This is a genomic window from Streptomyces sp. NBC_01775 (assembly GCF_035917675.1).
In the GTDB taxonomy this organism is placed as follows: domain Bacteria; phylum Actinomycetota; class Actinomycetes; order Streptomycetales; family Streptomycetaceae; genus Streptomyces.
Genome location: NZ_CP109104.1, coordinates 7,910,990 through 7,923,372, shown reverse-complemented (window position 1 = coordinate 7,923,372; position 12,383 = coordinate 7,910,990). Strand labels below are relative to the sequence as shown.

Below are 12,383 nucleotides of genomic sequence, written 5' to 3'. Positions count from 1 at the left end.
GGGACAGCTGCCCAGGAAGAAGCGGTCGACAGCGAGGAAGCGGACGGCCATGAGGGCGCCGACCCCCCATCCGATCTGCTCACGGGGCTGCTCCCCCGGCTGACGCAGCTCAGCGGCGTACTCAACCGGAGTCGCCTGACCGAGCACGCCATGAAGGCGGCCGGCCTCCCCCTGGAGCGGCCCGCGATGTCCGTGCTCGTAACGCTGCATCTCGCCGGGCAGCCGCTGCGGATCGGCGAGATCGCCACGCGGATGCAGGTCGTAGGGCCACACGTCACCCGACAGGTGAACGAGCTGACGCGGCGCGGGCTGGTCCGCCGCGTCACCGATCCCCTCGATCAGCGGGCCCGCCTGATCGAGGCCACTTCCGAGGGGTCTTCGGCGACCGACCGCTACCTGCGCGTCGTGCTCGGGTGGTTCGCCGAGGCCCTCGCCGACTGGCCCGACCAGGACCGGCAGGACCTCGGCCGGCTGCTCGGGCGCTTCGCCGATGATCTCTCCACCCACCTGGCAGCCCTCGCCGACGACCAGTCGGCTCACGAGTGAGACGCCCACGGCAAGGCGCTCGCCGACCGGATCTGCTACCACGCCGTGCCTCCAACGGCCCGCCCGTCCGCGCCCGTTACGCGGGCGGGCGTACCGCTGCCGTATGCGTGCTGCGGCGGCTCCGGTCTCCACGACGAGGCCGAAGCGGAAGGAGGCCAGAACGCGGGCGGCTGCTGAGCGGATGCGCGGCGGCCGGCTGAGGGGTGGTCGCGCGGCCCGTTGCGAGCGGGGGGCAGGCAGGTCTCCGCGCCCCCCTGCGTCAGAAAGCGGGAGGGCCCTGTTCGATCCGACGTAGCACGGGGGCGAGCCGGTAGAGGTCCTCGCCCGTCTGGAACTGTCGCTCGTCCCACCACGTGGCACCCGCGTCGGCCAGCGGGCCGATCAGGTCGCGCGCCTTGGCGGGGTCGGCGGGGGTGGCGCCGCCGAGGACGAGCTCGAAGGGGCTGTCGCCCTGGCCGTCGCGGTGCCGGCGCACGTAGGACACGAGGTCGCGCACCTCCTCCACCGGGGGGATGTCCCCGTGCTTGGCGGAGTTGAAAAGCGGGACCGCGCCGTCCCAGCGGGCGGCCCGACGCATCGGCGGGCGGTGCGGCCAGAAGCCCGCCACCCATACGGGCGGGCGGGGCCGCTGGACCGTGGCGGGCAGCAACGTCACGTCCCGGACCTCGTAGTGCCGGCCGTGATGGTTCACCTGCTCGCCGGTCCAGAAGCGGTTCAGCAGGTCCAGGCCCTCGTCCAGGCGTTCGGCGAGCACTACGGGGTCGGTCGGCTCGCCGAAGCTGCCGAACTCGTCCTCGACCGGCCCGCCCAGGCCCGCACCGAAGACGACCCTGCCGCCGCTGAGGGTGTCCAGGGTGGCCACCTGACGGGCCAGTTGCTGCGGGCGGCGCCGGGCGACCGGGGTGACCAGCGTGCCCAGCCTGATCCGGGAGGTCGCCAGCGCCGCCGCCGTCAACAGCATCCACGGGTCCCCGAAGGGCTGGCCCCGGCGCTTGCGCTTGTCGTGCACCACGTGGTCCCAGACGAAGAGCCCGTCCCAGCCCGCCTGCTCGGCCGCCGTGGCCACCGTTGCGACGGCCCTGGCGTCCGCGAAGTCTCCGAAGTTCGGAATGTTGACGGAAAAACGCATGTCCGCATCCTGCTCGGTCGCGGGAGAGACAGCAATCGAATAGAGGGCCGGACGGGTCAGGCCTCGGCGGGCTCGTCGTGGCCGGTCCGCGCGCTGCGCAGTTCCTCGTTGATACGCCGGGCCTCTTCGAGCTGGTCCTCAAGAATGATGATGCGGCAGGCGGCGTCGATCGGGGTTCCGTCGTCGACGAGTTCACGGGCGCGGGCCGCGATACGGAGCTGGTAGCGCGAGTAGCGGCGGTGGCCGCCCTCGGAGCGCAGGGGGACGATCAGCCGGGCCTCGCCGATGGCGCGGAGGAAGGCGGGGGTGGCGCCGATCATCTCGGCGGCGCGCCCCATGGTGTAGGCGGGATAGTCGTCATCGTCGAGCCGGTCGGCGGTGTTCTGTGGATTTTCTGGCGGCATTTGCACCTCTTCTGGGACGCGTCGAGGGGCCCCGGTGCCGAACGGCACCGGGGCCCCGAGGGGTTTCAACACCATCTGCCGGCGCCGAGCGCCAGCCTCTGAATACCGCATATCGGCATAAAAAGCCCATCATGCGGGGATCGCTGATGCGTGACCGGGGACCACCTTCCAATCCGGGGCCTGCGGTACCCGAGCGGATATACGCCGCGCCCGGGCGATCCTGATGGCGTCTGCTCCTCTCTGATTTCTGACCGTTTCTGAACGGCACTGCTGATCTGGCTTCGGTTGCGCGGGGCGGCCCCACTGGCCGCCTGGTCCGGCAGTCAGCGATGGGGCCCTCCTGCACTTCCCGGCCCCACAACTCCACTGCCGTGCCACATGCTTCCCGCGACAGTTCGTCCTCTGTCGCGCCTCTTTGACTCCGTTGGCTACGAGAAGAACTCTAGACCCAGACCTGGGCCATGTCTACTCCCGCCATGACAGATTTTAGTGCGTTCGAGGGTGAGGTTCTCCGTCCCGGCTGCTCACAGCCACTTACGGACGCCCACGGCCACTCATGGGTGCCCGCGTCCGCCAGCCATCCGGTTCACGACCGGCGGCACCCTCGGCCCGAACTGCCGGCCCCCATCGACATTTCCGGGCCGTTGTCAACCGTTGCTCTCCGCCAGGCTCACACTTAAGGTGACGTGTCTTCATCAAGCCTTCACCAATGCGGAGGCGCTGAAGCACGCACGCAACTCACAACGGGAGGTCCGAAATGCCCAGCACGCTGTTCGATCTCGACGTGGAGCTCGTGGAATCGGTCGAGGGCCAGGTGGCGCACCCTGATGCCGCCCGCGAACTCGACGAGAACGCCGCCCTGACCCCGACCACCATCAACACTTACGGCATAGGCGTCGCCATGTGCGTGCCGTGTTGCTGAGGTCCGGGCTGAGGCGCCGCTGAACTGAGGCGCCGCTGATCGGTCGCCGCCCGCCCCGTCCCATGGGCCCAGCCCGTGGCTCCGGGGCGGGCGGTGCCACGGCAGGTGGGGGAACGGGGAGTCAGTGCCGCAGAAGATCACAGCAGACCTCCAACCGGAACCGGGAGCAGACCTGGGAGCGGGTCCGGAACCGGGAGCGGACCCGGAGTCCGAACCCGAACGGGAACCGGGGCCGGAGCGGGAACCGGTCTTCCGCGCCGCGGCCTTCGGGATCGTACGGATGGCCGCGCTGCCGGTCACCCATCCCAGCGCCGCCCGCACGCTGACCAGCTACGACGACGGCCCGCACGACGTCAGCCGGACGCAGGGCACCCCCCGGGTCCGGGACCACCTGCTGGCGCTGGTCGAGGACCCGGTGGTCCGGGAGGCCATCGAGGTGTCGAGCGCGTCGCTGGCCGCCACGCTCGCCAAGGCCGAGGACGGCGCCCCCGTCCCCGATGCCAAGCTGCGGCGCGCCACGCTCGCCGTGACCCGCTATGTGCTGCGGATGACCGGCCGCCCCACCCCGTTCGGACTGCTGGCCGGTGTGCACACCGCGCGCCTGGGCGGGGAGACCTCCGTACGCACGGGATCCCTCCACCGGAAGCACGCGCGGCCTGACGCCGCTTGGCTGGATGAGATCGTGCGGGGGCTGCACCACGACGGCGAAGCGCGGGAGGCGCTGCTCGTCGTCGTCAACAATCTGTGCGCCGTGCGCGGCGACCGGCTCGTCCTCCCCTATGTCCGGGCGGCGCGGGGTGCGTCGTCCTCGGAGCCTGTGCCGCACGAGATGACGGTCGGGTACAGCCCCGTCGTCCGGGCCGCCGTCGAGGCCGCGCGCCGTCCGCTGTCGTTCGCGGCGCTGCGCGGCGCCGTCCAGGATTCCTTCCCCGAGGCGGGGCGGGAGGACGTCGAGCGGCTGCTCGTGGGGCTCCTCGACCGGGAGGTACTGCTCACCGATGCCGGGGCCCGTCAGGACAGGCCCGATCAGCTCGCCTACGTCAACTCCCGTCTCTCCGGCACGACTTCCGCCACGGCCGCCGGGCTGCGCCGGGTCGCGGGGCTGCTCGGCAGCTACGCGGAAGCCGCGCCGGGCGCGGGACGTGACACCTGGCGCGCCGCGCTCTCCGCGATGCGCGAGGTCCGCGCCACCTCCGCCGCCACCAGTGCCACCACCGGTGCCGCCACCTTCCGCGCCACCGGTACGGAAGCGGCGGGTGGGGCGGGGGACGACGGCGCGCATCCGCCCATCCACGTCGATCTGCGCGTCGACAGCGACGTCCGGCTGCCGTACGCGGTCGCCGACGAGGTGACCCGGGCCGCCGGTGTGCTGTGGCGGCTGGCGCCTGCCGAGGGGCAGTACGCGCATCTGACCGAGTACCACCGGGCGTTCCTCGACAGGTACGGCACCGACCGGCCCGTGCTCGTACGGGAGGTGCTGGATCCGCATCTCGGGCTGGGGGCACCGGCCGGATACCGGGTGCCGTCGAGCGATCGCGGGCCGTCGGATCCGGAGTCGGCAATGCCCTACTCCTCGGCGCGGGACGAAGCGCTGGGGCAGGCTGTGCACGAGGTGCTGACGGCGGGAACAGGGGCCGAACTGGTCCTGGATGAGCGGCTGCTCGCCCAGCTCGCGCCCGAGCAGAGCGGCGCGGCGCTGCCGCCCGGCTCGCTCGACCTGTGCGTACAGCCGCTGGCCCGTTCCGCGGCGGCGCTGGCCGCGGGGGACTTCCGGCTGGTGGTCGCCAACGGGTCGTACAGCGCCGGTGCGATGGCGGGCCGCTTCGCGCACCTGATCGACGCTGAGCGGGACCTTGCCGCGCTGCACAGCGAGGCGGACCGTGGGTCCGGCCGCGGGCCGGGTGGGCCGGTCGACGGGCCGGGTGGGCCGGTCGACGGGCCGGGCGGTCCTGGCGGTCCTGGTCCGGAAGCTCCGCTTCCTGTTCAGCTCTTCTTCCAGCCGCGCGGCGCACGCTCCAACAACGTCGCCCGCGTCCCCCGCCTGGCGGCCCACGCCGTCTGCGTCGGCTGCTTCCCCGACCCCGAGGACACTCCCGAACACGGCATCGGCTTGGACGACGTGGCCGTGGGCGCGACCGGGGAACGTCTGTTCCTCGTCCGCGCCTCCACCGGGCGCGAGATCTCGGTCCTGCGCCCCAGCATGCTCAACATCACGACCGAGGCCCCCAACACGGCCCGCTTCCTGGCCGGGGTCGGCATGAGCGGGCTGCGCCCGTGGGCGCCCTGGCAGTGGAGCAGGCTGGACGCGCTGCCCTGTCTGCCCCGGGTACGGCACGGCCGCACCGTCCTGTCGCCCGCGCGCTGGCGCCCCCCGCCCGAGCTGCGGGACAGGCGGCTGGACGAGAAGGACTGGCTGCGGGCGCTGGAGCGGTGGCGCGGGCGGTACGCGGTGCCCGACGTGCTGCGGGTGAGCGTCCTGGACCACCATCTCGACCTGGACCTGACGGCACCGGCGCACCAACAGCTCCTGCGTACCCAGTTGGTGGGCCGCTCGGTGCCGCTGGTGCAGGAATCGCCGCTGGCGGATCCCGCCGAGCTGGGCTGGTCGGGCGGATACGCCACGGAGGTCGTCGTGCCGCTGGTGCCCGTGCGTCCCCGCCCCGCCGCGCCGAGGGCGCCCCGCGCCGCCGCCTCGCGCGTACGGCACGCACCGGGCGGTGAGTGGCTGTACGCGAAGGTGTACGCGGCCAGGGACCGGCTGGACACGCTGCTCGTCCGGGAGCTGCCGCCACTGCTGGCGCGGGTGGAGGGGGACGTGGACCGCTGGTTCTTCCTGCGGTACGCCGATCCGGGCGCCCATCTGCGGCTACGGCTGCACGGCGAGCCCGGCGCGATCCGGGAGCGGGTGCTGCCGGCGCTGCACGAGTGGGCCGCGTCGGCCGCCGCTGAGGGCGCCATCCGCAAGCTGGTGCTCGACACCTACGAGCCGGAGACCGACCGGTACGGCGGCCCCGCCGCCCTCACCCCCGCCGAACGGCTCTTCCATGCCGACAGCCGCCTGGTGACCGCCCAGTTGGCGGCGCGGGCTCGCGGGCAACTGCCGGTGCCGCCCGAGACGCTCGCGGCCTTGAACCACGCGGCGCTGCTCGACGCGCTCGGCGACTGGGACTGGTGGAGCTGGGTGCTCGCCGCCTATCCGGCCGAGCTGGAGAACGAGATCCCGGCGGTGCGGCGACGGGCGGCCACCAAGCTCGCCCTCTCCTTCGACAACGGAAGCGTGGCCGACACCGGGAGCGGGACGGGCAGCGCGGGCGGCGGGACCGGGAGCGCGGGCGGCGGGACGGGCAGCGCGGGCGGGGAACTGGCCGTGCACCGCGCCGAGTTGACGCGAGCCGCGCGGGAGTACGGACGGGCACTCGGCCTCGGCTCGGGCCTGGTGCCTTCGCCGGAGCGGGGCTCGGCCGTGGCGGGCGTCCTGCACATGCACGCCAACCGGCTGCTCGGCATGGATCCCGGCGCCGAACGCCACTCGTACGGGCTGTTGCGCAGTGTCGTACGCGCCCGGGCCGGCCGGGCGGAGCACACATGAGCGAAATACGGACGGGCCCCGTCCCGGACACACGTGCGGAATTGCGCCGCGCCGCCGCCGGAGTCGTCGCCGAGGTCACCGCACGGTTGCGGGACCCGGAAGCGGTCGTGGCGGCGACCGTGGCGAACGGTACGCACGCCGAGGTCGACGACTCGCGCTCCCCCGTCTGGGAGCCGGGCTCGCTGAACCGGGGCTACCCGGCATTGGCGCTGCTGTACGCCGAACTCGGGCGAGGCGACGCGCCGGCCGGCGACCCGGCGGCGCACCGGGCCACCGCGCACCGCTATCTCGAACTCACGGCCGCCGCGACAAAACGCTCGCCCGTGCAGGGCGCGTTCTCGGGGGTCGGCGCGCTGGCGAGCGCGGTGCGGGCGGCGGCCGTGCACGACGGGGAGTACGCGTCGCTGCTGCACCGTACGGACGCACGCATGGCCGACTACGCCCACCGGCTGGCGGCGCTGCACACCTCGACGCGGGACGCGGGGGTGCCGACGTACCCGGCGGTCATCGACGTCCTCAGCGGTCTCAGCGGCATCGCCCGCTATCTGCTGCACCGGCGCACCCAGGACGACGCGCTCCGGGCGGCCCTCACCTCCCTCACCGCGCTCCGCGAACCCCTGCATGTCAAAGGGACCGAGGTACCGGGCTGGTGGTACGGGCCGACGAAGCGCACGCGGGTCGCCGAGGAATTCGACGACGGGCAGGCCAACTTCGGGCTCGCGCACGGCATCCCCGGCCCGCTCGCCCTCCTGTCGCTGGCCTGGCACGAGGGCGCACGGGTGCCGGGCCAGGCCGAGGCCATCGAGTCGATGGCCGAGTGGCTGCTGACCTGGCGCGAATGGGACGAGGCGGGACCGTACTGGACTCCCTACCTACCGCTGCGCTACTACGCCGACCGGCACGGCCATGAGACACCGCTTCCCGCCCGCCCCTCCTGGTGCTACGGCGCGCCGGGCACGGCCCGCGCACTCGGCATGGCGGGCCGCGCGCTCAGCCGTCCCGCGTGGACACGCGCCGGGGTCGAGACGGTGCGGGCCATGGTCCGGCGCCCGGTTGACCAGTGGGGCATCAACGACCACGCGCTGTGCCACGGCTGGTCGAGCGTGCTCCATCTGCTGACGCTGTGTGAGCTGGACCATCCCGAGGCGGGGCTCGGCGCCGCCGCCGACGAGGTCGCCGCCCGTCTGCTGCGGGGCTTCGAGCCCGACTCCCCCTTCGGATACCGCTACTTCCAGCCGGCGGCCGACCTGTACCTGGACATGCCGGGCCTCCTCGACGGCGCGGCCGGGATCGCCCTCGTCCTGCACGCGTACGCCAACGGCCGCCCCACGGCCAGTGGGTGGGACACCTTGCTGATGCTCAACTGAGCCACCTCGTCCGCATCCACGGATGGCCCGGCGAGGCCCCGCGTCGTCGCCCTGCTCCCGCACGGGTCGATCGCCACTCTTCCGGCGACGCAAGCCAGGCCGGGTGCGGCGCTAGGCGGCGCGGGGCGGGGTGAGCTGGGCCTGGCCGAACAGGAGCGCGTAGCCGGTGGGGAGTTGGGCGAGGGCGCGGGCCAGCAGGCCGGGGCCTGCCAGGCGGGCGAGGACGGCGAAGACGGTGCCGGTGTCCCAGCGGGTGGTGGCGGGAGAAGCATTGGTGCGGACGGCCAGGTCCTTCACGAAGCTCCAGCCGGTCAGCTTCTCCACGGCCGGCACCTGGGCCGTGAACACCTCCGCCGCCTCCTCGGGCAGTACGGCGGCCAGGTCGACGCGCTCGTCCCCGGTGAGCTGGCGGCCCAGCGCCGCCAGCACGTTGACGGTGACCTGCTCGGCCCGCTCCCGGGTGGGGTAGGCGCCGTCGTACCGCACCGTCTCCAACAGCCGGGTCCACGTCATGGACGGCTGCGACCGGCCCGTACCGCTCGCGTGGACCTTGTCCGTACCACTCTCTTGGATCATGAAAATGCGATGCCTTTCTCGTCGTTCGACAGACTCGGGAACAAGGGGTGAGGGGAAAGGTGCGGGAGAGGCGGAAGAGGAAGGAGGGGGAGATGGAGGCGGGGAGTAAACTCAGCCGGAGAACTGCTTGTTCTGCGGCTCCTGCTCGCTCTCCGTGGCGCCGCCGATCATGATCTTGCGGGGCTTGGCGCGCTCGGTGACGAGGATGCGCAGCGTGAGGAAGCCCGCTTCGCGGCCGGCGCGCATGTGCTCCGCGTCCGGGTGTCGGCGAGCAGCACGCGCCGGGACCAGACGCCCGACGGCCGCTCGGACAGCCCCGTCCACACGTTCCCGGCCTTGGGAACCGGTCGGCGCTCCGCCCTGACGGTCAGCGTGTTCCGCTCGACGGTGACGTCGATGGCGCCCTTGTCCAAGCCGGTCAACTGCTGGGCGCGGCGGTCGAGTTCGCTGAAGGGATCGGTGCGCATCAACATCTCGGACACCTCCGTGGGTTCAGGCAGTACCTGCCAATGCGCTCTATCTGGTTCTAGCACGTCATCGAATGGATGACAAATTGTTCGTCGTCGGGAAGGTGACACGTAGTATGTCGTTGAAAGGACGACATCAGCCCGGAGGAGCACACCCGTGGCCGAGCACACCCCCTCCCAGCAGGAGCGCCCCTCCCTCGGTGAGAGGCGCTCACAGAGCGCGAGTCCCGCCTCTTTCCTCACCGCCTCGACCGCGCTGGGCACCATCGACCAGGCCCTGCGCGCCGCCCGGACCCCGGCCCCCGGCCAGACCACCGGCCCCTCCGGAACCGCCGAATCCGCCGAGCCCCGGCAGGACGTCGAACAGGCCCTGGCCACGCTCCTCCTGCTGCGCGAAGTGCGCGAACAGCTGGCCGGATGGGAGACGGGGCTGATCGAAACAGCGCGTGAGGCAGGGGCCAGCTGGGCCGACCTCGCGGGCCCCCTCGGCGTCGCCAGCCGTCAGGCCGCCGAGCGCCGCTATCTGCGGCTGCGCCCCGGAGCCGCGGGCACCACGGGAGAAGAGCGCGTCAAGGCCGCCCGCGACCACCGCGCTGCCGACCGCACCGTCACCGCCTGGGCCCGCGAGCACGCGGCCGACCTGCGGCGCCTCGCGGGGCAGATCACCGCGCTGGACGATCTGCCGCCGGAGGCCCAGGCCCCCCTCGACAGCCTGACCCACGCCCTCGGTCACAGCGACGCCGCGCACCTGCTCCCGCCCCTCGCGGAAACCCGCACCCACCTGGGGGACGCGCACCCGGAGCTGGCCTCGCGCATCGACACCCTGACGCGGCGCACGGAGCGGCTGCGCCAGGACAGCAACGACCAGCGCGACGCCGCCGGCTGAAAGCTCAGCCCTCCGGCGGCACGAAGGCTCAGACCTCCGGCGACTGAATGCTCAGTCCTCGCCCTTGCCCTGGTCCTGGCCTTTGCTCCTGCCCATGCGCCTGTCCTTGTGATGGCTGCCCATGTGCTTGTCCTTGTGGCGGCCCCGGCCCCCGCTCCGGTCCTCGTCCGTCAGGGAGTCCTTCATGCCCGCCGCCTTGCCCTTGGCGCTCCCCATGGTGTCCTTGGCCTTGCCCTTGGTCTGGTCGGTGCGGCCCTCGCTTCGCTTGCGGTCATCACCGGTGATCTTGCCAACCATCTCCTTGGCCTTGCCCTTGAGCTTGTCGGCTGCGCCGCGCTGCTCACCCATGACGGCTCCTTAAGTGCGGGGAGGGACGGCACGTGTGGTGCCCGTCCCCTCCACGCTGCCGCAGGCCCGGCACGGGCGCATCCGGAGGCGGCCGGGAGCGTGAACCCGGGAGTTTGACTTCTGCGGCCTACGGCTAACTGTCCCGGATGCGATCTTTCCCGCCATACCGCAAGAAACCTACTGAAACAGCCCTCAAAGTCCTGGACTCTCTCGGGGACGCCACGGCCCTCGACGGCGTGATCGGACCCGTACGGCGCGCGGCACGGGCACTGCCCCTGGGGCGGGCCCGGGACGTACTCCACGGCCGGTGGCTGGGCCATCCGCTGCACCCCGCGCTGGTGCAGCTCCCCATGGGCGCCTGGCTCTCGGCTGCCGTGCTGGATCTGGCCCCCGGCCACCAGCGGGGCGCCCGCACCCTGGTGGGCGTCGGCCTCGCGGGTGCGGTCCCGGCGGCGCTGGCCGGATGGGTGGACTGGGCCGAGCAGCACGAGCAGCAGCTGCGCAGCGGCCTGGTGCACGCGGCCTCCAACGTGCTGGCGGTGGGGCTGTACGCCGGCTCCTGGACGGCGCGGGGCCGTGGACGTACGGGGTGGGGACGCGCGTTGGGCTTCGCCGGTCTGTCCGCGGCGGGGTGCGGCGCCCTCCTGGGCGGGCACCTCGCCTTCCGGCAGGCGTCCGGCGCCAACAAGGCCGAGCCGGTGCCGCACCTGCTCGAACCGGGCTGGTACGCGCTGGGGCCCGTGGCGGAGTTCCCGGCAGGTGAGGCGGTACGCAGGGAGCTGGGCGAGGTGCCGGTCATGGTGTTCCGGGAGCCCGAGGGGCGGGTGACGGTGCTCGCCGACCGGTGCAGCCACTCCTCCGGGCCGCTCTCCCAGGGGGAGGTGGCGGACGGCTGTGTGACCTGCCCGTGGCACGGCAGCGTCTTCCGTCTCTCGGACGGCTGGAACGTGGGAGGGCCCGCCACCTCCCCGCAGCCCGTGTTCGAGACCCGGGTGCGGGAGGACGGCACGCTGGAGGCCCGGATGCCGGGCGCCGGGTGACCCGCCACGCTGGAAGGGCCAAAGAGTCCGCCGTCCCCCTCGTCGGGCACCCGGGAGGACCACGCACTGGTCGCGGCCGTGGCACCGGTCGCCGCCCCTGGCCGCGACCAGTAGCCGGTGGCTCCCGCAGCCCCCGGGGCTCCCGGAGCCGGGTTCAGCTGCCAGGGCCGGTGAGGGCCTCGTCGACCTCCTGGAGGAAGTCGTCCAGGTCGTCGGGGGTCCGCGAGGTCACCAGCACCCACTCTTCGGCATCGTCGCTGACGACCGACTTGTCCACCCAACTGCCTCCCGCGTTGCGGATGTCCGTCTGGAGGGACGGGTACGAGGTCAGCGTCTTGCCGCCGACCACGCCCGCCTCGACCAGCGCCCACGCCCCGTGGCAGATGGCGGCGACCGGCCGGTGGGAGGTGGTGAAGGAGCGGACGGCGTCGATCGCCGACTCGTTCCGGCGCAGCGCGTCCGCGTTCAGGGTGCCGCCGGGGATGAGCAGCAGGTCGTAGCCGCCGGGGTCGGCGTCGGACAGGGTGAGCGTCGGCTCGGCTGTCTCGCCCGGGTCCTTGTCGCCGACGAGCGTCTTGACCGGCTCGGCGTGGGCGGCGGCGATGTCGACCTCCGCGCCACCCTCCCGCAGGTGACGTACGGGCACGAGAAGCTCGTCCTGCTCGACGCCGTAGTTGGTCACGATCACCAGCACCCGACGGCCGCTGAGGTCCTTGTCAGCCATGTCTCTTCCTCACTCGTTGCGACGCGCGCGCCTCCGCGCCGACGCGCCGCGACGCTTCGCGCTGTGGCTTCCGATTTCGGTCACCTGGGGTTCCCCGCTGTGCGGCGTCAAATCCGAAGTGCGACAAGTCGCTCAGACGCGGTCGGCCAGCTTCGACTTTCCGCTCTCCCTGGCGCAGTGGGCGCAGCAGAAGAACTGGCCGTCGGCCTGGAGCCCGTGCCCCAGGATCCGGCACTGGCAGTGGTCGCAAATGGGTGCAAGCTTCTGGGCGGCGCATTCGAGGCTGTCGAACGTGTGGCTGCCGCCGACCGTGCGCACTTCGAAGGACAGGTCGTAGTCGTTGCCACAGACATCGCAGGTCGCCATGGTTTTCTCCTGTGCGGGG

The 12,383-nt window shown here is 72.6% G+C and carries 11 protein-coding genes and 2 pseudogenes; 6 read left to right on the top strand and 7 right to left on the bottom strand.

The window, feature by feature from the left end; genetic code table 11:
• The first annotated feature begins 75 nt into the window (after window positions 1–75).
• The gene (locus OHB04_RS34980; protein WP_405807250.1) at window positions 76–546 is read left to right on the top strand and encodes a MarR family winged helix-turn-helix transcriptional regulator; all 471 of its coding nucleotides are present in this window, start codon (window positions 76–78) and stop codon (window positions 544–546) included.
• Between the two features lie 259 nt (window positions 547–805).
• On the opposite strand, the gene OHB04_RS34975 is transcribed toward OHB04_RS34980, so the two are convergent.
• Both OHB04_RS34975 and OHB04_RS34970 read right to left on the bottom strand, forming a co-directional pair.
• A complete protein-coding gene (locus OHB04_RS34975) occupies window positions 806–1,675 on the bottom strand; it encodes an LLM class flavin-dependent oxidoreductase (RefSeq protein WP_326691644.1) in 870 nt (289 codons plus the stop codon).
• 56 nt (window positions 1,676–1,731) lie between these two features.
• Entirely contained in the window at window positions 1,732–2,079 is a 348-nt protein-coding gene (locus OHB04_RS34970) for a MerR family transcriptional regulator (protein ID WP_326691643.1), read from the bottom strand.
• 757 nt (window positions 2,080–2,836) lie between these two features.
• On the opposite strand from OHB04_RS34970, the gene OHB04_RS34965 reads away from it, so the two are divergent.
• The 3 genes from OHB04_RS34965 to OHB04_RS34955 all read left to right on the top strand — a co-directional run bounded on the left by OHB04_RS34965 (window position 2,837) and on the right by OHB04_RS34955 (window position 7,957).
• On the top strand, window positions 2,837–3,001 hold the full coding sequence (locus OHB04_RS34965) for a hypothetical protein (protein ID WP_326691642.1): 165 nt from the start codon (window positions 2,837–2,839) through the stop codon (window positions 2,999–3,001).
• 124 nt (window positions 3,002–3,125) lie between these two features.
• Window positions 3,126–6,590 carry a thiopeptide-type bacteriocin biosynthesis protein gene (locus tag OHB04_RS34960; protein WP_326809026.1) on the top strand — a complete coding sequence of 1,155 codons (3,465 nt, stop codon included), beginning with the start codon at window positions 3,126–3,128 and terminating at the stop codon, window positions 6,588–6,590.
• The gene (locus OHB04_RS34955; protein WP_326809025.1) at window positions 6,587–7,957 is read left to right on the top strand and encodes a lanthionine synthetase C family protein; all 1,371 of its coding nucleotides are present in this window, start codon (window positions 6,587–6,589) and stop codon (window positions 7,955–7,957) included. The genes OHB04_RS34960 and OHB04_RS34955 overlap by 4 nt, the downstream gene beginning before the upstream one ends.
• A gap of 111 nt (window positions 7,958–8,068) precedes the next feature.
• Here the strand turns inward: OHB04_RS34955 and OHB04_RS34950 are convergent, their stop codons facing one another.
• Complete coding sequence (locus OHB04_RS34950; RefSeq protein WP_326693063.1) at window positions 8,069–8,470, bottom strand: DUF2267 domain-containing protein; 402 nt, start codon at window positions 8,468–8,470, stop codon at window positions 8,069–8,071.
• 174 nt (window positions 8,471–8,644) lie between these two features.
• Window positions 8,645–9,006 (bottom strand): annotated as a pseudogene (locus tag OHB04_RS34945) (Hsp20/alpha crystallin family protein).
• A gap of 151 nt (window positions 9,007–9,157) precedes the next feature.
• Here OHB04_RS34945 and OHB04_RS34940 point away from each other — a divergent pair.
• The gene (locus OHB04_RS34940) at window positions 9,158–9,886 is read left to right on the top strand and encodes a hypothetical protein (protein WP_405803022.1); all 729 of its coding nucleotides are present in this window, start codon (window positions 9,158–9,160) and stop codon (window positions 9,884–9,886) included.
• Window positions 9,887–10,045: 159 nt separating this feature from the next.
• Here OHB04_RS34940 and OHB04_RS34935 read toward each other — a convergent pair.
• Window positions 10,046–10,234 (bottom strand): annotated as a pseudogene (locus OHB04_RS34935) (CsbD family protein); the annotation flags it as partial.
• Between the two features lie 146 nt (window positions 10,235–10,380).
• On the opposite strand from OHB04_RS34935, the gene OHB04_RS34930 reads away from it, so the two are divergent.
• The gene (locus OHB04_RS34930) at window positions 10,381–11,274 is read left to right on the top strand and encodes a Rieske (2Fe-2S) protein (RefSeq protein ID WP_326809024.1); all 894 of its coding nucleotides are present in this window, start codon (window positions 10,381–10,383) and stop codon (window positions 11,272–11,274) included.
• Between the two features lie 154 nt (window positions 11,275–11,428).
• On the opposite strand, the gene OHB04_RS34925 is transcribed toward OHB04_RS34930, so the two are convergent.
• Both OHB04_RS34925 and OHB04_RS34920 read right to left on the bottom strand, forming a co-directional pair.
• The gene (locus OHB04_RS34925) at window positions 11,429–11,998 is read right to left on the bottom strand and encodes a type 1 glutamine amidotransferase domain-containing protein (RefSeq protein WP_326691638.1); all 570 of its coding nucleotides are present in this window, start codon (window positions 11,996–11,998) and stop codon (window positions 11,429–11,431) included.
• Between the two features lie 132 nt (window positions 11,999–12,130).
• Window positions 12,131–12,364, bottom strand: coding sequence for a hypothetical protein (locus OHB04_RS34920; protein ID WP_326691637.1), 234 nt, complete (start codon window positions 12,362–12,364; stop codon window positions 12,131–12,133).
• Between the last annotated feature and the right edge of the window lie 19 nt (window positions 12,365–12,383).

Bases quoted from the DNA above. Each gene is read 5' to 3' on its own strand.
- OHB04_RS34965 (WP_326691642.1), top strand. From the start codon at position 2,837: ATGCCCAGCACGCTGTTCGATCTCGACGTGGAGCTCGTGGAATCGGTC.
- OHB04_RS34975 (WP_326691644.1), bottom strand. From the start codon at position 1,675: ATGCGTTTTTCCGTCAACATTCCGAACTTCGGAGACTTCGCGGACGCC.
- OHB04_RS34925 (WP_326691638.1), bottom strand. From the start codon at position 11,998: ATGGCTGACAAGGACCTCAGCGGCCGTCGGGTGCTGGTGATCGTGACC.
- OHB04_RS34920 (WP_326691637.1), bottom strand. From the start codon at position 12,364: ATGGCGACCTGCGATGTCTGTGGCAACGACTACGACCTGTCCTTCGAA.
- OHB04_RS34950 (WP_326693063.1), bottom strand. From the start codon at position 8,470: ATGACGTGGACCCGGCTGTTGGAGACGGTGCGGTACGACGGCGCCTAC.
- OHB04_RS34930 (WP_326809024.1), top strand. From the start codon at position 10,381: ATGCGATCTTTCCCGCCATACCGCAAGAAACCTACTGAAACAGCCCTC.
- OHB04_RS34955 (WP_326809025.1), top strand. From the start codon at position 6,587: ATGAGCGAAATACGGACGGGCCCCGTCCCGGACACACGTGCGGAATTG.
- OHB04_RS34970 (WP_326691643.1), bottom strand. From the start codon at position 2,079: ATGCCGCCAGAAAATCCACAGAACACCGCCGACCGGCTCGACGATGAC.